Annotated in this window: 19 protein-coding genes; 7 read left to right on the forward strand and 12 right to left on the reverse strand. The window is 53.8% G+C overall.

The window, feature by feature from the left end; genetic code table 11:
* Positions 1–135: 135 nt before the first annotated feature.
* From BN2106_RS11985 to BN2106_RS12000, 4 genes are all read right to left on the reverse strand, one after another.
* Complete coding sequence (locus tag BN2106_RS11985) at positions 136–1746, reverse strand: CTP synthase (protein ID WP_050698816.1); 1611 nt, start codon at positions 1744–1746, stop codon at positions 136–138.
* Positions 1747–1918: 172 nt separating this feature from the next.
* On the reverse strand, positions 1919–2242 hold the full coding sequence (gene trxA, locus BN2106_RS11990) for a thioredoxin (RefSeq protein WP_050698817.1): 324 nt from the start codon (positions 2240–2242) through the stop codon (positions 1919–1921).
* Between the two features lie 24 nt (positions 2243–2266).
* On the reverse strand, positions 2267–2866 hold the full coding sequence (locus tag BN2106_RS11995) for a hypothetical protein (protein WP_050698818.1): 600 nt from the start codon (positions 2864–2866) through the stop codon (positions 2267–2269).
* 41 nt (positions 2867–2907) lie between these two features.
* Complete coding sequence (locus BN2106_RS12000) at positions 2908–3891, reverse strand: peptidylprolyl isomerase (RefSeq protein ID WP_050698819.1); 984 nt, start codon at positions 3889–3891, stop codon at positions 2908–2910.
* A 185-nt stretch (positions 3892–4076) separates the two neighbouring features.
* Here BN2106_RS12000 and BN2106_RS12005 point away from each other — a divergent pair, with 185 nt between their 5' ends.
* The 6 genes from BN2106_RS12005 (at position 4077) to BN2106_RS12030 (ending at position 9357) form a co-directional block, all read left to right on the forward strand.
* Complete coding sequence (locus tag BN2106_RS12005) at positions 4077–5012, forward strand: S1 RNA-binding domain-containing protein (protein ID WP_050698820.1); 936 nt, start codon at positions 4077–4079, stop codon at positions 5010–5012.
* Between the two features lie 222 nt (positions 5013–5234).
* Positions 5235–6068: an alpha-hydroxy-acid oxidizing protein gene (locus tag BN2106_RS12010; RefSeq protein ID WP_050698821.1), complete on the forward strand. Its 834-nt coding sequence runs from the start codon at positions 5235–5237 to the stop codon at positions 6066–6068.
* A 58-nt stretch (positions 6069–6126) separates the two neighbouring features.
* The gene (locus BN2106_RS12015; protein WP_082236489.1) at positions 6127–6519 is read left to right on the forward strand and encodes an alpha-hydroxy-acid oxidizing protein; all 393 of its coding nucleotides are present in this window, start codon (positions 6127–6129) and stop codon (positions 6517–6519) included.
* Positions 6520–7002: 483 nt separating this feature from the next.
* Entirely contained in the window at positions 7003–8004 is a 1002-nt protein-coding gene (locus BN2106_RS12020; RefSeq protein WP_050698823.1) for a hypothetical protein, read from the forward strand.
* 16 nt (positions 8005–8020) lie between these two features.
* Positions 8021–8281 carry a helix-turn-helix domain-containing protein gene (locus tag BN2106_RS12025; RefSeq protein ID WP_050698824.1) on the forward strand — a complete coding sequence of 87 codons (261 nt, stop codon included), beginning with the start codon at positions 8021–8023 and terminating at the stop codon, positions 8279–8281.
* A 29-nt stretch (positions 8282–8310) separates the two neighbouring features.
* Positions 8311–9357: an acyltransferase family protein gene (locus BN2106_RS12030; RefSeq protein WP_050698825.1), complete on the forward strand. Its 1047-nt coding sequence runs from the start codon at positions 8311–8313 to the stop codon at positions 9355–9357.
* A 44-nt stretch (positions 9358–9401) separates the two neighbouring features.
* Here BN2106_RS12030 and udk read toward each other — a convergent pair whose 3' ends face one another.
* The 4 genes from udk to BN2106_RS16235 all read right to left on the reverse strand — a co-directional run bounded on the left by udk (position 9402) and on the right by BN2106_RS16235 (position 11313).
* Positions 9402–10043, reverse strand: coding sequence for a uridine kinase (gene udk, locus BN2106_RS12035; RefSeq protein ID WP_050698826.1), 642 nt, complete (start codon positions 10041–10043; stop codon positions 9402–9404).
* Between the two features lie 19 nt (positions 10044–10062).
* Positions 10063–10638, reverse strand: coding sequence for a nitroreductase family protein (locus BN2106_RS12040; RefSeq protein ID WP_050699462.1), 576 nt, complete (start codon positions 10636–10638; stop codon positions 10063–10065).
* 35 nt (positions 10639–10673) lie between these two features.
* The gene (locus BN2106_RS12045) at positions 10674–11045 is read right to left on the reverse strand and encodes a hypothetical protein (protein ID WP_050699463.1); all 372 of its coding nucleotides are present in this window, start codon (positions 11043–11045) and stop codon (positions 10674–10676) included.
* A gap of 76 nt (positions 11046–11121) precedes the next feature.
* Positions 11122–11313, reverse strand: a complete 192-nt coding sequence (locus BN2106_RS16235; RefSeq protein WP_154666519.1) for a hypothetical protein — start codon at positions 11311–11313, stop codon at positions 11122–11124.
* A 174-nt stretch (positions 11314–11487) separates the two neighbouring features.
* Here BN2106_RS16235 and BN2106_RS12050 point away from each other — a divergent pair, with 174 nt between their 5' ends.
* Positions 11488–12864, forward strand: a complete 1377-nt coding sequence (locus BN2106_RS12050; protein ID WP_050698827.1) for a citrate/2-methylcitrate synthase — start codon at positions 11488–11490, stop codon at positions 12862–12864.
* A 56-nt stretch (positions 12865–12920) separates the two neighbouring features.
* Here the strand turns inward: BN2106_RS12050 and BN2106_RS12055 are convergent, their stop codons facing one another.
* The 4 genes from BN2106_RS12055 to BN2106_RS12070 all read right to left on the reverse strand — a co-directional run bounded on the left by BN2106_RS12055 (position 12921) and on the right by BN2106_RS12070 (position 18425).
* Positions 12921–13586, reverse strand: a complete 666-nt coding sequence (locus BN2106_RS12055) for a Crp/Fnr family transcriptional regulator (protein ID WP_050698828.1) — start codon at positions 13584–13586, stop codon at positions 12921–12923.
* Positions 13587–13652: 66 nt separating this feature from the next.
* Entirely contained in the window at positions 13653–13922 is a 270-nt protein-coding gene (locus tag BN2106_RS12060) for a hypothetical protein (protein ID WP_154666520.1), read from the reverse strand.
* A gap of 279 nt (positions 13923–14201) precedes the next feature.
* Complete coding sequence (locus BN2106_RS12065) at positions 14202–16436, reverse strand: DNA gyrase/topoisomerase IV subunit A (RefSeq protein ID WP_050698830.1); 2235 nt, start codon at positions 16434–16436, stop codon at positions 14202–14204.
* Between the two features lie 12 nt (positions 16437–16448).
* The gene (locus BN2106_RS12070) at positions 16449–18425 is read right to left on the reverse strand and encodes a DNA gyrase/topoisomerase IV subunit B (protein WP_050698831.1); all 1977 of its coding nucleotides are present in this window, start codon (positions 18423–18425) and stop codon (positions 16449–16451) included.
* Between the last annotated feature and the right edge of the window lie 125 nt (positions 18426–18550).

The following is an 18550-nucleotide window of genomic DNA, read 5'->3' on the forward strand; positions in this document are numbered from 1 at the left end:
TCGTAAAAATAATTGCAGCACATCCGCTGTCTGATCCATTTCCAGGTTTTCGTTTCTAGTCTGCTTTACTCACCGACATATTGCTGATGAAACCTTGATACCCTTCTATGGTGTCTTTTAAAACCTAAAGATGTATTACTTTTGACGGAGTTCCGTGTAGGCCTTCGCCGCGCCAACCAACCCCCGGAACAGCGGATGCGGACGATTGGGGCGGGACTTAAATTCCGGGTGGAACTGCGCCGCGAGAAACCAGGGATGGTCTGGCAGCTCCATCATCTCCACAATGTGGCCATCCGGCGACTTTCCGGAAAACCTTGCCCCAGCGCGCTCCAGCTCTTCGCGAAATTCGTTGTTGACCTCAAAGCGGTGGCGGTGGCGTTCGTAAATCAGTGGTTCACCGTACAAATCCGCCGCCCTGGAGCCCTCCTCCAGTTTGCATGGATATTTCCCCAACCGCATGGTGCCGCCCAGCTGGACCACATCCTTCTGCTCGGGCATGAGGTCGATCACGGGATGGCAGCTCTGCGGGTCGAACTCCGCGGAGTTTGCGTCCTCGTAGCCGAGCACGTGGCGGGCAAATTCCACCACCGCCATCTGCATCCCCAGGCAGATACCGAGGAACGGCACGCCGTTTTCCCGCGCGTAGCGGATCGCTTCAATTTTACCCTCCACCCCGCGCTGTCCGAAGCCGCCGGGAACCAAAACGCCGTCCGCGTCCTTTAAAATCCCGCCCACGGTTTCCGGTGTAATCGTTTCCGAGTCCACCCAGTCGATCTCCACCTTTACACCGTTTCCAATTCCGCCGTGGGTCAAGGCTTCTGCAACGCTGAGATAAGCGTCATGCAATTCGACATATTTACCGACCAGCGCGATCCGTACACTGGATTGCAGATCCATCGCCGCGTTTACCATGTTGATCCAGTCCGCCAAATCCGGCCCGGGCGTGTCCAATCCAAAGTGGCGGCAGGCGATATCATCCAGCCGTTCCTCCCGCAGCGCGAGTGGCACCGCGTACAACAAGGGAAGATCCAGGTTTTCAATGACGCAATCTTCCTGCACATTGCAGAAGAGGGCAATTTTCTTTTTCTGTTCAGTACCCACCGGCTGCTCGGAGCGCAGGACGATCACGTCCGGCTGGATGCCGATGCTCAGCAGTTCTTTAACGCTGTGCTGCGTGGGCTTGGTTTTATATTCCTTGGAGCAGGCAATATAAGGCACCAGCGTCACATGGATGAATAAACAATTACTGCGCCCAACCTCCGCGGCAAACTGACGGATTGCCTCCAGGAAAGGCTGGCTTTCGATGTCGCCCACCGTGCCGCCCACCTCGATCAGCGCGACGTCCACGTCGTCTTTTCCCCCGGCGATTCGGTCTTTGATTTCGTTGGTAATATGCGGAATCACCTGCACGGTGCCGCCGCCGTAATCGCCATTGCGCTCCTTGCGGATCACATTCCAATAGATACGCCCGGAGGTGACGTTGCTGTTCTGCGTCAGATTTTCATCGATAAAACGTTCGTAGTGGCCAAGGTCCAGGTCGGTCTCCGCACCGTCATCCGTGACAAAGACTTCGCCGTGCTGAAACGGGTTCATCGTGCCGGGGTCCACGTTGAGATACGGGTCAAACTTCTGCATGGTGACGCGCAGCCCGCGCGCTTTGAGCAGACGCCCCAGCGAAGCCGCGGTGATCCCTTTTCCCAGTCCGGACACAACGCCTCCTGTGACAAAAATATACTTGACAGACATCCAATCCCCTCCTGCTGCATTTTGTTTTTCAAATCTCTTTTCAGGGTTATCCTTCCTAAAATTGCAGGATTTACCTATTGACCCTGCAAAAATACTAAAAAATTATATCGCCCGCCGCAAAGCTTGTCAATGCGGCGGGCGATATTTAGCAGTAGAAATATAGAGAACCGCCTCAGATATTTTTGTCTAAAAGCGCTTCAAAATGTTGGAGTGGACGCACGCCCACTTCGTTTTCAATCATCTGGCCGTTTTTAAAGAGCAGGACGTTGGGAATGCTTTGCACGTTGAACCGCGCGGCCAGGTCCGGCTCCTCCTCCGTGTTGACCTTTGCAACGACGGCACGGCCTTCGTACTTCTCCGCAAGCTCATCCATAATGGGTCCGAGCATGCGGCAGGGGCCGCACCAGCTCGCCCAGAAGTCAACCAGCACAAGCGGATGGCCGGATACCAGCGCGTCGAAGGAATCCTCCGTTGCATGAACCAGTTTCTCAGACATGGTATACCCTCCTGTTTTGCCGCGTTATTTCACCACGGTAAACAGGGTGCCAATGACTGGCAGCGGCTCCTCTTTGTCCTGTACGGCGTGCATGACGCCAATGATGATCAACGCGGCGATAATGCCAAACTGCGCCAGCTTGAGCAATCCCACCACGGTCGCGCCCAACTGGGAAAACACCAGCAGGGGGCCGAATCCCACCGAAAAGATCGACGTCAGCAGACTGCTGACAATTCCAACCGCAATCCCAAGGATCAATTCCAGGATTGAAAGCAAAATGCCCTGGTTTACATGGAAGCGCACCTTTGGGTTGTGATGGTCCGCGATCAGTCCGACAATCCACAAAAAGCTGAAATAGGAAAGGATGTTGTACAGCCTGACCGTCTCCGGGCTGGACGGTGCACGCGGCGGCTTTTGGAACGGCGGCGGGTTCTGCCCATAGGGCTGATACGGCGGCTGTCCATACGGCTGGTACGGCGCCTGGTAAGGCGGAGGCGTCTGCGGCCCCTTTGTCGGATCGCCTGGATAGGGCGGCTGTCCCGGCACGGGTGGATACGGCGGCTGTTGGGGCTCCTGCGGGCCGCGGTTTTCTTCCTGCGGATTCGGTGTATTGCTCTCGCTCATCGCTGTTTCCTCCTTAGTATGCCTTTCTTCCGCGTCGATTATTACGCCTCGTAAGCAACAAGTTCCGCACTGTCGATTTTGACCGGGGTCGTTGGCATGCTGTTCGCATCCACTTCCACCTTAGCAATCTGGTCCACAATATCCATGCCCTCAAAAACCTGGCCAAATACCGTGTGTTTATAGTCCAGATGCGGCGTACCGCCAACTTCCTTGTACAGATCAATCGCCTTTTGCAAAACTGCCTTTTGATCCTCCGGGATACCCGCCGCCGCAACTTCATTCAAACCGGCGTTAAGGCTGTCGGTATAGGCGTTCATTTCCTCCTGGGAAGCGCCGGACGCACCTTTTTCATTCATCATCAGCGTTGCTTTACAGACCTCGCGGTTCATATACATATTAAACATCATGTTTTCTGCGGTCTCATCGGTCACCTTTTCATCGGTCTGTACAATAAAAAACTGGCTGCCGTTGGTGTCCACGCCGGAATTCGCCATGGAGAGCGCGCCACGGATATTGAGCAGATTGCTGTTAAACTCATCTTCAAAGGGAGCGCCCCAGATGCTCTCGCCGCCTGTACCGTCGCCCGCCGGGTCGCCGCCCTGAATCATAAAATCTTCAATGACACGGTGGAAGGTCAGCCCATTGTAGTAGCCGTCCTGAATATGGCCCTTAAAGTTCTCCACCGCCTTGGGCGCGGCGTCCGGGAACAGGCGAATTTTAATGTCGCCCATAGAGGTATGCAGCACAGCGATCTCCTCGCCTGCCGCCGGCTTGTCCATCTGGTAACCGACCGGCTTGCCGTCGTCCGGGCGCACGTGGTCCTCCGCGTCGGACGGAATCGCCACCGGATCCGCCGCCTGGGAGGAAGTATTCTCTCCGCTGGACACAGTGGAGCTGGTCGAACTTTCCGGCGGGGCGCTTTCTGCTTCGCTCTCCGGAGCGGGGTCGCCGCCGCAGGCGGACAGGGACAAAATCAAAGCGCACGCCAGAAAAGCGCTGACGGCTTTACGTTTTCCAAATTTCATAATCGATCTCTCTTTCTATTACATTAAAGTCTGCCGAAATGACGGCGTAATATGTTAATGATAGTATATTCCCCGGAAATATGCAAGCGAAGCGGGCTTAAATTCACAAAATTATCACCTTTGCGCACGAATGCCTCTGTTAAAAATCGCATATAGATACGGTAAGACAGTAAGGAGGGTTTAAAATGATTGAATATTACCCCGAGGGCTGGCTGATCGACACAGTGGAAAACCGCGCGGCTCTGCAGAGCACCGCGGCGCTGATCGAAGCCTGCCGCACGGGTCAAATTCTGGAAGGACGTGCGCTGGTTTGTGACAGCGCTCACAATTTGCTGGTCGACCTGGGCTGTGTCAAAGGCGTGATCCCGCGTGAGGAAGGCGCGGTCGGCATTCGGGAAGGGACCGTGCGCGACATCGCGATTATTTCCAGAGTCAACCGTCCGGTCTGCTTTGTTGTGACCGGTTTTCAAAAGGACGGCGAAGGACACACCACGGCGCTGCTCTCCCGCCGGATTGCACAGGAAAAATGCAGGGAACAGTTTGTCAGCCGCCTGGCGCCCGGCGACATCATCAACGCGCAGGTGACGCACCTGGAAAACTTTGGCGCGTTTGCAGACATTGGCTGCGGCATCATTGCGCTGCTGCCCATCGACGCCATCTCCGTCTCCCGGATCGACCATCCGCGGGAGCGCTTCAGCGTGGGAATGAATATCCGCACCGTCATTAAATCCATTGAAAACGGGCGCATCACCCTGAGCCATAAGGAGCTGTTGGGCACCTGGGAAGAAAATGTGGCCCAGTTTGCCGCCGGAGAAACCGTAGCGGGTATTGTGCGCTCCGTGGAGCCGTACGGCATTTTTGTGGAGCTGTCTCCCAATTTGGCGGGCCTGGCGGAAAGCCGCGAGGATGTCATTCCCGGCCAGCAGGCCAGCGTCTACATAAAGAGCATTATTCCCGCGCGCATGAAGGTAAAGCTTGTCATCATCGATACCTTCGATTACCATTATCGGCCCACGCCGCCGCAGTATTTTTACGAGGGGAACCACATCGACCGCTTTGTCTATTCCCCGGACGGCAGCGAAAAAGAAGTGATCACCGATTTTTCCACATCAAATTCATAAACTCCAAACAGGGCCGCCCGGCGAAACCATCTTCCTCAGAGGATTTCGTCGGGCGGCCTTCTTTGCATTAGAATAGAAACCTCTTCAAAAATATGGTATAATAACCTCACGCCGTGACCGGAAGCAGAGCTTCCGACGGCTGAAAGAACATTGTTCCGTTGTGACTGAGGCTTCGCCTCTCTATGGAATACTGGGCGCAATGAATCTGAGGAGGCATCCGAAATGGAATACAAAGAACTTTTGGAAAACGCAAGGAAAAACATGGCCCCGAACTGCCGCGTCTGCCGCGAATGCAACGGCATGGCCTGTCGCGGGGAAATTCCCGGAACCGGTGGAAAAGGGACAGGCGCCGCATTCATCCACAGCTACGAGGCGCTGGCGCGGATAAAAATCAACATGGACCTGATCTATACCAACAAGGGACAGGATACCGCCTGTTCCCTGTTCGGCAAAACCTTTGCCGGCCCGGTCTTCGCCGCTCCAATCAGCGGCCTTTCCAATAACTACAACGGCTATTTTAACGAAAAGACGTACGCGGTGGAACTGGTTCCCGGCATGGTCGCCGCGGGCTGCGCGGCCTTCACCGGAGACGGCGCGGCGGATTATTTTTTCACCGACCCGCTCTGCGCGGTAAAGGCTGTGGGCGGCGTCGCCGTTCCCACCATCAAGCCTTGGGACAAGGCCAAGGTGCTGGAAAAAATCCGGCTGGCGGAAGATGCCGGCGCAATGGCGCTGTGCATGGATATTGACTCCGCCGGGCTTCCCCTGCTGGCGGCGGCCGGTAAGCCGGTCTGCTCCAAAAGCGTGGATGAGCTGCGGGAGATCATCTCTTCCACCAAGCTGCCGTTCCTGTTAAAGGGCATCATGACACCGGAGGGCGCGCGCAAAGCGGTGGAAGCCGGTGCATACGGCATCATCGTATCGAATCACGGCGGGCGTGTGCTGGATCACACGCCCGCGCCAGTGGAGGTGCTCCCCGCCATCTGCGACGCGGTCGGCGGACGCATCAAGGTGCTGGCGGACGGCGCGATCCGTACCGGCGCGGACGGCTTTTAGGGGGTTGCCCTCGGCGCGGACGCGGGATTGATCGGGCGGCCCCACGTGGCCGCCGTCCCTGTTAAGGGGCATCAGTACCCCGGAGGCGGCGCGAAAAGGGGTGGACGCCGGGGCAAACGGCAGCATCGTACCGAATCCCGGCGGGCGTGTGCTGGATCACACGCCCGCGCCAGTGGAGGTGCTCCCCGCCATCTGCGACGCGGTCGGCGGACGCATCAAGGTGCTGGCGGACGGCGCGATCCGTACCGGCGCGGACGTCTTTAAGGTGCTTGCCCTCGGCGCGGACGCGGTATTGATCGGACGGCCCTACGTGACCGCCGCCTGCGGAGGAAACGCGGAAGGCGTTGCCCTGTACACGCAGAAGATTTTGTCCGAGCTGCGCGACACGATGAAAATGACCGGGTGCGCCGCGCTGGCAGACATCACCCGCGAAAAAATTCATGCATTCTGATCCATACGCGGGCACGTTGCAAAACAGCTCCTGTTTTGATTGTGGCATAGAGCAAGCTGTGTGTTTTTCGCTTTTCAGAAAAGCGGCGGACTTGCAGTCAGCACGCGCCTCCGGCGATGTTCGTTTAAAACTTCGAGCGAGTTTTTTTCCTCCCTGGCAAGCGTCCTAACCGGAAATCCTCTTCCTGAGAAGAGCGAGTGGGAACGAGTGATAGGGTCCTTTACGGGCCTTTTGTGCTGCCGGGTAAACTTCCGGGGCCGTTGCAGTTTGTATTCTGCAACGGCCCTTTCTTTATTTCTTCTTTCGCTCTCCAAAACTGCTTCTATTCTCTATCATTGATAAACGCAGAAATCTTTCCGGCTTTTTATCCGCGGGTCTCTTGACTTTCCTCATTTGCTGTGCTATTTTTAAATCGTAAGTAGTAAGTAATAAGTAGTATGTAAATACGATTTATCCGCAGAGAGATCCTGAGGAGGTTTTATTATGGAAACATTCACCTTTGCACAAAATTTTGCTCTGATTGCACTCAACGCGCAGGATAGCCTTCATATGCCCACCGTAAAGAAAATTGCTGTGCGTTGTATGGCCGCTGCCGCAATTTTGGAATGTTACATGGATCACGGATTTGTCATGCAGGGGGAGCAGCTGACGTTCGACCGCACACATTTAAACCGCTCGGGCCTTCCGCAGCATCAGCGGGCGGTATTGGAATGCATCCTGGGAAAGAAAGCATCGGTACAAAATACCCTGCCCCATTTTTTGGAGCAGGTTGCCCATTTTTCCAGCCGGAAACTCAAGACCATTGAGCGTTCGTTCACGGATTACCTGAAAGCACACGACGTGCTGGAAGAAATTCCAAACCTGTTGGGCTGCGATATGAACTACGTCACAGCGGAGGTATCCATGCGGGAATACCGGAGTGACGAGTCCCTGTATGCGCGCCTGACAGAGGGGCTTCGCGCGGAAATCTTAGAGGATGGAGCGGTAACGGACGAAATGCTGCTGATGCTCTGGCTCCTGCGGGAAAGCAGCTGCCTATTTGACCTTTTTTCAGAAGAAGAGGTCCATCAGGTCGCCAGCCGTATGAACGAAATCTACTATGAAAACGCCCTCGCCAAACAGCTTTTTGTCGTGGAAATCCACAACTCCTGGGAATTCTTTGCCAAAAACTTTTTAAAGGCAAAAAAGCAAACCTTTACTACGCCAGTCGGGATCGGCGTCAACTTCAGCTTTCCTTTTCTGGAGCGTTCGCAGTCCATTTTTATCGACGTGGAGGCGTGGTTTGAGGGAAAAGAAAACCGTCTGCACGACGTGACCGCCCGTCTGGAAAAATACGGCCACCATTATACCATCCTGCGCGAGGGCACCGTACCGCTGATCAAAATAGATAACATTCTATATGAAGCCGTACCCACGATCTTTCAAAGCAAAGTACCCGTCCAGGGCATGCGCCTGCGCAGATATCCGCAGGCAATTTTAAAATGACAGGAAGGGGTAAATCATGTCCCGGCAGCGTTCAATGGAAAAAATACTGGCGTCCGAATATGTCTCCATTGGAGAATTGGTGCGCCTGACCGGGTGCCGGTACAGCACCCTGAAATTTTACACGGAAGAGGGGATACTCCCCTTTGAGCAGGAAGGAGAAAATCTGACTCGCCGCTTCCCCCGGGAGGAAGCAGTCGCCCGGCTGGAAGAGATTCAGTCCCTGAAGCAGCAGGGCGTGTGTATCCCGGATATTAAACAAAAGCTGGCCGGCAGTTAGGCCGCACAGCACAGGAAAGGGAGCTATTTATGAACGCGTTTTTGCAATACGGCTTATTCTATTTGGTCGCGCTTCTTTTAATTCTGTCATTTCGGAAGTCACCCTCTGCCAGCGGGGAAAAGCTGGGCAGGGACACCTCTCGGGAACTGAAGGGTCTGGCAATTCTGATGGTTCTGTTTGGACATATGACCCTGGTGCACGGCTGGATCGGTATTCCAGCCACACCGGTATTGGGCGCGCCCGCGGTGGAAATCTTTCTGTTTCTTTCCGGCTTCGGACTGGTTTCTTCCTATCACAAAAAAGGATTGAAGGGGTTTATCCCGCGCAGGCTTCTGGCGGTTTTGATTCCGCTGTGGATCGTCAATCTTGTAAAAATCGTCTATTATGCTGTTTTCCAAGTGCCTCCCAAAAGCATTCTGCTCAGTTTTATTCTGGTGGACATCGGCAGCACAGACCCTTCCATGTGGTACATTCAGTACATCCTGCTTTGCTACCTCATCTTCTTTCTGGTGTTCTGCATCCGTAAGCTTTCCCTCAAATGGAAAGCAATCCTTGTGTTCCTGATCTTTGTGTCGGCCGCCATCGTCAACGGCTTTGTCTTCTATCAGGGCCTCACACCAGATTCCCCGTTTATGGAGTGCTACTCCCACCATCTGAGTTTCGGCCTGGGCGTCATATTTTATCTGTTTTACCAGCGGTATCAAAGGCTCTCCGGAAAAGGACTCTCGGTTCTCTGCGCGCTGGCATTTATTTTTACGCAGTTGAACGCATACGGGTTTGTCCGGTACGAGACATACTATCTCCTGAACTTCTCCTACCTGGTTTTCTGCGTCTCGCTGTTCGGCCTGTTGAGTGCCAGAGGGCTGCACTCCAAGCTGCTGGCAAAGTTGGGGGATCGGGCCTACTATATTTATCTGAACGAATACGTGCTGATGCTGGCGGTCCGGTCCCTGGTTGACATTCCGGACGGATACAAAGCGTTGCTGGTTCTCGTTCTGTCGGTGGCATTGTCATCTCCCACCAAGCTGGTTGGGGATTGGATCGTACAAAAAGTCTCATCGCTTATAAAAACATGAAAAAGAAAACGACGAACCGATGAATCGGTCCGTCGTTTTCTTTTTCAGCACAGATCAAACAGCGCCGTATGCTGGAGCAGCGCATTGATGCGGTCCACGAGCATATGCAGTGCCACGCGGTTTTCCCCGCCCTGCGGAATGATCAGATCCGCGTATTTTTTGCTGGGCTCCACAAATTGTTCATGCATGGGTTTGACCGTCTCCACATACTGGCAAATGACGGAGTCCAGGCTACGCCCGCGCTCTTTCACATCGCGCAGCAGCCGACGGATCAGGCGGATATCCGCATCCGCGTCCACAAACACCTTGATGTCCATCAGGTCGCGCAGCTCCCGGTTTTCAAAGATCAGAATGCCTTCCAGGATGATAACCGGCGCGGGCTCCACATGTACGGTTTCCGGCGTGCGGGAATGCGTGGCAAACGAATACACCGGGTGGTCAATCGGCCGGTTCTCCTTCAGCCTTTTGACATCCGCGATCAGCAGGTCCGTATCAAACGCATTGGGGTGGTCGTAATTGGCTTTGACCCGCTCGTCAAAGGGAATATCCGTATTGGCGCGATAATAAAAATCGTGCGAAAGGATCAGCGCATTGTCGGCAATGGCGCGCTTTAGTTTTGTGGCAAGCGTCGTCTTGCCGGAGCCGGAACCGCCCGCCACTCCGATTACAAAGGGAGAGACCGCCATACTTCACCGCCTTCCTTTATTACAGCAAAATATCCTTCAGACTGCGTTTGGGGACATAATGCACGTCCTGTTCGTCGCGATAATAATCGGTGGAACCATCTTCTCCCACCTCGGTCAGGACAATTGTTTCGTCCGGTTTTCCCAGCGCAACAATTAAAACCGGGCTTAAATGCTCTGCCAGACCGAGCGCCTGCCGGACCTCGCCCGCGTCGTAATTGCCAATCATACAGCCACCCAGACCCATTTCCACTGCGGCAAGCAGGATGGTCTGCGCCACAATGCCCACATCTCTCTGGAAGCGCGGAAGGGACGAATGCCACTCCGTCTCCTGGCAGATCACAATAAATGCCGTGGGACAATGCCCCGGATGCGGCAGCGTCAATTCCGGCAGGGCACGAGCCCATTTGGTGAGCGGCTGGATTTTCGCAACCGTCTCCGCGTCGCAGGCCAGATAGTATTTAAATGGCTGCATATTGACGCTGGACGGCGCATAGCGCGTGCAGTCCACCAGCTCCACCAGCTCGTCTCGGGTGATTTTGCGGTTTTCGTCATATCCGCGGTAGCTTCTGTTTTGTTTCAGTAAATCTTTTAACACAGGAATCCCCCATTTTCCGCCCCGCAGGGCTGTTCTCATGATTCTTTATAAACTGTAATTTGAAAATTTCCTATAAAATCTCGATAATCCGCCTCCAATGTATATGTATCTGTATCATCCAGAGTAACAAACGTTTCTAATCTTTTCGCCCTGTCCAGTTCTTTTACAACCGTCCCCTTTGCATCACAAACCACTATATCCAGATTCCCATTCTCTATGGTCGACTGAAATGAAAGTTTTATTCTATCGCCCGCCTCTCCGGAAAAGGAAATGGTTGAAACGCTCGTCTCCGGTTCTGTACTCGCATGGTTTATATTGCCCAATACCGCTGGACGAAAATACCACCATATACCTGTTGCAAAAGCCATCATAACAAGCAAGCCCATTGCGATATGGTTCTTTTTCACGCCATTGCCCCCTTCACGAGCCATATTTATTCTTATTGTAATCCAATCGGCGGAAGCATGCAACCCGGTTCGATTTTCATTGCACATTCTGATTGAATTTTGCAGCTGCGGCACTTCCATCCGGCATATTTTTTGCTCCTAATGCTGTCAGGACGCTTGTTTTCTCACCGTTTTGCATAATCTTGCCCGGCTTTTTTCCCCATTCCTCAGACATTCTTGCATGAAATTCACATTTAGTTAACAGGTGGCTGCTTGCTAAAACTGCCAAAATGTATTATACTTAATATTAATAGTTAACTGCTTAACGATAATGCGTCAAATTGAAGTGCCGTCGTCGTGGCGCTGCAGGCAGTTGCCCCTGGCTGCCGGGGAGTACAAAGCCGTTTGAAGAATGGGCAGTGTAGCCGGCTTTACTGAATACCATAGGAAAAGAGGAATCAGAATGGCAAAAACAACGAATGACGAATTTTTTGAGATCACTCCCGACATTCTGGAGCTAACGGATCTTTGTAAATCGCACAGCACCATCGATACCAGCCTTTACGCCAAATATGACGTCAAGCGCGGCCTGCGCGACATCAACGGCAAGGGCGTCCTGACCGGTCTGACGGAGATCGCGGAGATCGTGTCCAGCAAGGTGATCGACGGGCAGACCGTTCCCTGCGACGGCGAGCTGTATTACCGCGGCGTCAACGTACAGGATCTGGTGAACGGCTTCCTGCGTGAAAACCGCTTTGGTTTTGCGGAAACCATTTATCTGCTGTTGTTTGGAGAGCTTCCCACCATGGTACAGCTCGAAGAGTTTAAGCAGATCATGAACAAGTACCGCACGCTCCCCACCAATTTTGTGCGCGACATTATCATGAAAGCCCCCACATCGGACATGATGAACACCTTGGCCAGAAGCGTTTTGACCCTGTACGCATACGACGAAAAGGGCAACGACACATCCCTGCCGAACGTTCTGCGCCAGTGTATTGAATTGATTGCTCTGTTCCCGCAGCTGGCCGTCTACGGCTACCAGGCGTATTATCGTGAACTGCATCCCTCCAACAGCTTTTTCATTCATGTTCCGCAGCCGGAGCTTTCCATTGCGGAAAATATCCTGTATATGCTGCGTCTGGACCACAAATACACGGATCTGGAAGCGCGCATTCTTGACCTTGCGCTTGTCCTGCACGCGGAGCACGGCGGCGGCAACAACTCCAGCTTTACCACGCACGTGGTAGCGTCCTCCGGCACGGATACTTACTCTGTCATCGCGGCGGCGCTAGGTTCCCTGAAGGGACCGAAGCACGGCGGAGCAAACATCAAGGTGGTCAAGATGTTCGAGGATATGAAAGCCACCATCAAGGACTGGGAAGACGAGGACGAAATTCGCGGCTACCTGCATAAGCTGTTGAATAAGGAAGCCTTTGATAAGGCGGGCCTGATCTACGGCATGGGCCACGCGGTGTATTCCATCTCTGATCCGCGCGCCAACATCTTTAAAACCTTCGTGCAGAAGCTGTCCGAGGAGAAAGGCCTGTCCAAGGAATACGGCCTGTATTCCCGTGTGGAGCGCCTTGCGCCCCTCGTCATTGGAGAAGAGCGGAAAACCTACAAAGGCGTTAGCGCCAATATCGACTTCTACAGCGGCTTCGTATATCATATGCTGGGCCTTCCGCCCGAATTATTCACGCCGGTATTCGCCATGGCACGTATCGCCGGATGGAGCGCGCATCTGCTGGAAGAGCAGATCAACGTGGGCAAAATCATCCGTCCCGCATACAAGAGCATTTCGGCTCACAGAGAGTATATCCCATTGGATCAAAGATAAAACAACCAACTACAACCAGAAACGGCGGCAAAGCACCTGCTTTGCCGCCGTTTCCGTTATTTTTGTGATGTAAACGCAAAGCTCCGCAGCTGCTCCGGCGCTGTCACAGAGATTTTTCGGTAATGGGTGGCAATCCACCCCTCTTTTTCAAACCGCCCCAAAATTTTGCTGACTGTCACGCGGGAGGTGCCCGCCAGATTTGCCAGTTCCTCATGCGTGCAGCTGACTGGCTTGTGCTCCGCGCCCGACAGATTCAGCAGCAACTGTGCCACGCGCTGGTCTGCGCGCAGGAACGTCATATGGTCCACCTGTGCGGAGAGCATCCGCACCGTACGTGCCAGATACCGCAGCAAATCCATTGCCAGCGCGGGCTGGCGGGCAAAATACTGCAACAGGCAGGCGCGGTCCACCGCCACAATCTCCGAACGAATCAGCGCTTTGGCAGAGGACATGCGCGGAAGCTGATCTAAAAACGCCGCTTCCCCAAAAATTTCTCCCTCTTCCAGAATGGTCAGTGTTTTTTCCATGCCGTTTTCCGAGCTGAGAAAAACCTTTACCCTGCCTCTGCGTAAATAGTACAAGTATTCCGCGTGTTCCCCCTGCAGATAGATCATCTGTCCCTTTGCATACAGGCGCGGCGTCTGGAGCGTATCGAATACGCGCCAGATATTTTTTTCCAAACGCAGTTCCCTGGCATCTAAAAAGAAATCAGAACCTTCCATCGTATCCCTTCTTTCCCTTGCCGTTATTGTACAGGGATTTGAAAAGAACTGCAAGCATCCGGCAGTTTATCCGGCTTCTTTGGTCAGTACCGCAAGATAGGTGTTCCGCCTGTCCCGGGAACACCGGGCAATCCAGGCTTGCCGGGCATCATCGGTGAGATACGGTGCCGCGCTCGCAAAATAGGTAAGCTTTTGATCTCGATATGCTTTTTCTATATACACGTCTGCCAAGGCGCCATCTGCCTGCCCTAAAATGGAGGCATATAATGCAAGTTTTTCTTCCTGATACGCCCGGTCCACGTAGACGCCGGCCAATGTATTGTCTGCCTCTCTCATAACAGCTGCCAAAAAAGAAACTTTGCCATCATCTGTAAACATGGAACAGATTTAGTAAAAATGACAAAGACAATCCTTGCTGCTGTAGAAGTATCGAATTGCATTTGTATCTCTTTCAATGCAGTCTGGCATGTCAGCAAAATAATTTATATAAAAAATGAATAACAACCCGCGAATCCGGTCATGCTATTCTTGGTGTTTCGGAATGCATGCGTTTGCCGTTTCGAAAACCACAACAGGCGCCGGCAGCTATTGGCTGTCGGCGCCTGCTTTTTGTTTTTATGATAATGTGATTTGCTCTCCCGCCGTTTCCTCCGCCGTCGGCAGCGCGCCGATTGCCGGGATGTTCTTGCGGTAGCGGTCCGGTTTCATCAGCATCCCTTCTGCATACGGAACGGCCTGCATCAGGCGTCCGCCCTTGCGCAGGGTCATTACTGCAACACCCTGCGTATTGCGCGTTGCCTTGGGCTGGATCGCTCCCGTATGCACCAGCAGCATCCGGCCCTGCGCATTGGTAAACAGGACCTCACTGTCTTCATGCAGCTGCAAAATAGCAGCAACCGGGGCTTTGTCGCTGTACGCGCCCAGCAGCTTGCGGCGGTTGGTCTTTGTGGCGTACGATTGCAATTCCACCTTTGCCACCTTGCCGTTTTCAAAGCAGAACAGCATATAGCCGCTGTGATCCTTTGTAACGGCCATATAGAGGGCGTTTTCCCCCTCATCCATCCCCAGCTTCGCCGGAATATATTCGCCCAGCACGCTGGCCTTAGTGTCCCCAAAGTCGGAGGCCTTCGCCTTGTACACCTGCGCGCGGTCAGTAAAGAACAGCAGCTCCGCCGCATTGCTGCTCTCGATCTGCTGTGCCACGCTGTCCCCTTCCTTGAGCTTCTGTTCTCCGCTCATGCGCAGGGACTGCGGGGTGATCTTTTTAAAGTAGCCTTCTTTGGTAAAGAACAGATGCACCGGATAGTCCGGCACGCTTTCCTCCTCGGTATACTCCTCCAGCTCATCGGAATAGATCAACATCGTACGGCGCGGCTGCCCGTACTGCTTGGCGACCGTCTGCAGCTCCGCAATGATGATACTTTTCACTTTGAATTTGCTGTCCAGGATCGCCTGCAGTACCGCAATGTCCTTTTCCAGCTGGTCCGTCTCTTCCGTTCTCTTGAGAATATACTCCCGGTTCAGATGGCGCAGCTTGATCTCCGCCACAAACTCCGCCTGAATTTCATCGATGCCGAAGCCGATCATCAGGTTCGGCACCACCTCGGATTCCTCCTCCGTATTGCGGACAATGGAAACCGCCTTATCGATATCCAGCAGGATCGCCTGCAAACCCTTGAGCAGGTGCAGCTTGTCCCGCTTCTTGCTGAGGTCGTAATACGTGCGGCGGCGGACGCACTCGATACGGAACGCTACCCACTCCTGCAACAGCGGACCTACGCCCAGTACGCGCGGCATACCACCGATCAACACATTAAAGTTGCAGGAGAAACTGTCCTCCAGCGTCGTAAGCTTAAATAATCGCTGCATCAAACGATCCGGCTCTACGCCGCGCTTGAGGTCGATGGTGATCTTCATGCCGTCCAGGCCGGTTTCGTCGCGAATATCCGCGACTTCCTTGACCTTTCCCTGCTTGACCAGGTCCACCACCTTTTCCACGATCGCTTCCACGGTGGTGGTGGGCGGAATCTGCGTCACATCGATGCAGTTGGCCGCTTTGTCGTAGGAATACCGGGACCGGACACGGAAGCTTCCGCGTCCGGTGCGGTAGATTTCGTGCATCTGCTTGGCGTCGTAAATGATCTGTCCGCCGCCGGGAAAATCCGGCGCCTGCAGGGTGGAGGCAATATCGTGTTCCGGGTCCCGCATCAGCGCAATCGTTGTCTGGCAGATTTCCGCCAGATTAAATGGGCAAATGGAACTCGCCATGCCGACGGCAATGCCTGTGTTGGCATTCACCAATACCGTCGGAAAACTTGCCGGCAGAAGCGTCGGTTCCTTCAGGGTATTGTCGTAGTTGTCCACAAAGTCGACGGTGTCCTTGTCAATGTCGCCGAAAAGCTCCTTGCAGATGTCGTCCAGGCGCGCTTCCGTATAACGAGATGCCGCCCATGCCATATCACGGGAATAGAATTTACCGAAGTTTCCTTTGGAATCCACAAACGGGTGTAAAAGAGCCTCGTAACCGCGGCTCAATCGCACCATCGTGTCGTAAATTGCCGCATCGCCGTGCGGATTCAGCTTCATCGTCTGTCCCACAATGTTGGCGGACTTGGTGCGGGTCTGCCCCAGAAGACCCATCTTATACATGGTATACAACAGCTTGCGGTGGGCGGGCTTAAAGCCGTCGATCTCCGGGATGGCGCGCGACAAAATGACGCTCATCGCATAGGGCATATAGTTCTGTTCCAGCGTCTCCGTGATCTGCTGTTCTACAATCTCGCCGGCGCCCTCAATGACGCCGCTTGCTTTGGCGCGCGGCGCGGCTTGTTCCTTGCGTTTTCTCGGCATATTCTCACCTCCTTAGCTGACGTCCGCGGCATCCAGATACAGATGTCCGTTTTCCGCGATATAATCCTTGCGCCCGGAGAGATTGTCCCCCAGAAGCAGGTCAAAAATCTGCGCCGTGCGCGCCGCGTCCTCAGGCATCACCTTGATCAGACGGCGCGTCTCCGGATTCATCGTGGTCAGGTTCATCATGTCCGGTTCGTTTTCGCCCAATCCCTTGGAACGCTGAATCGTAAACTTTTTCCCTGCCAATTTATTAAGCACGTCATCTTTCTCCTTCTCCGTATAGGCAAAGAAGGTTTCCGTCTTTGTCGTGATCTCAAACAGCGGCGATTCCGCGATAAACACCTTGCCCACGTTGATGAGGGTAGGCGTCAGGCGGTACAGCATGGTTAAAAGCAGCGTGCGAATCTGGAAGCCGTCCACGTCCGCATCGGTACAAAGGATGACCTTGTTCCAGCGCAGCTGGGACAGGTCAAAAGTGGACAGCTCTTTGTTTGCCTTCGCCTTGACTTCCACGCCGCAACCCAGCACCTTGAGCAGGTCGGTGATGATCTCGCTTTTAAAAATTTTATCGTAATCCGCCTTGAGGCAATTCAGGATCTTGCCGCGGATCGGCATGATCGCCTGAAAGTTCGGGTCGCGGGCCTGCTTACAGGCGCCCAACGCAGAATCTCCCTCCACGATGAAAATTTCGCGCTCGTTGACGTCGCGGGTGCGGCAGTCCACAAACTTCGCAACGCGGCTGGTGATATCCATGTTGCTGTTGAGCTTCTTTTTGATATTCAGGCGCGTCTTTTCCGCATCCTCACGGCTGCGCTTGTTGATCAGGACCTGTGCGGCAATCTTGTCCGCCTCCAGCGGATTCTCAATGAAATAAATTTCCAGCTGATGGCGGAGCATCTCCGTCATGGCCTCCTGAATGCCCTTGTTAGTAATGGCTTTTTTCGTCTGGTTCTCATAGGAGGTCTGGTTGGAAAACGAAGAGATGATCAGAATGAGACATTCTTCCACATCCGCAAAGGTAATCTTGCTCTCGTTCTTATTGTATTTGCCGGTCTGCTTTAAGTAGGAATCAATCTGATACACAAAGGCGTTGCGCGCGGCTTTGTCCGGTGCGCCGCCGTGTTCCAGCCAGCTGGAGTTGTGGTAATATTCAACCTGCTTGCTGCGATTGGAAAATGCCAGCGCCACATTGATTTTGGTGCGGTACTCCGCTTTGTCGGCGCGGTCACGCACCTTGCGCTCCGCCTGCCAGAACTGCACGGACGTAAGCGCGTCTTCCCCCGCAATCTCCTTAACATGATCTACAATGCCCTGCTGATAGAGAAACTCCGTTGTTTCAAATTTACCGCCTGCCTGGTTGCGGAACAGGAACCGAATCCCATCGTTAACGATGGCCTGCCGCTTGATAATGTCCAGATAGTATTCCGCCGGCACATGGATATCCGTGAACACTTGGATATCCGGTTTCCAGCGGATTTTGGTGCCGCTTTTGCCGTTGTACGGCTCCTTTTTGAGGCCGCCAACGTTCTCGCCGTGCTCAAAATGCAGATTGAACCGGAACCCGTCCCGGCATACCTCTACATCCATATACTCGGAGGCATACTGCGTGGCGCACAGGCCCAGACCATTGAGGCCCAGCGAATACTCATAGCTCTCCGCCGCCGCGTTGTTGTATTTGCCGCCCGCATACAGCTCACAGAAGGCCAACTCCCAGTTGTATCGCTCTTCCTTCTGGTTGTAGTCCACAGGACAGCCGCGCCCGTGGTCGCAGACCTCCACTGAATCATCCGCGTAACGGGTGATGGTGATTTCGCTGCCGTAGCCTTCACGCGCCTCATCGATGGAATTGGATAAAATTTCAAATATAGAATGTTCGCACCCCTCGATGCCATCCGAACCGAAGATGACGGCCGGACGGCGGCGGACACGGTCCGCCCCCTTCAGGGATGAAATGCTTTCATTGCCATAAACCGGTTTCTTTGCCATTGAATTAATCGCTCCCCAAGTTTTATCGTTCCTGTACTCTGCGGATGCCCCTGTTTCGACAAAAACATACGTACGAATCCCATCCGCAAAAAGAAGGGGAATGTTTGTACATTCCCCTCTTTCTA

Origin of the sequence: Anaeromassilibacillus senegalensis (genome assembly GCF_001261775.1) — a bacterium.
Classification (GTDB): domain Bacteria; phylum Bacillota; class Clostridia; order Oscillospirales; family Acutalibacteraceae; genus Anaeromassilibacillus; species Anaeromassilibacillus senegalensis.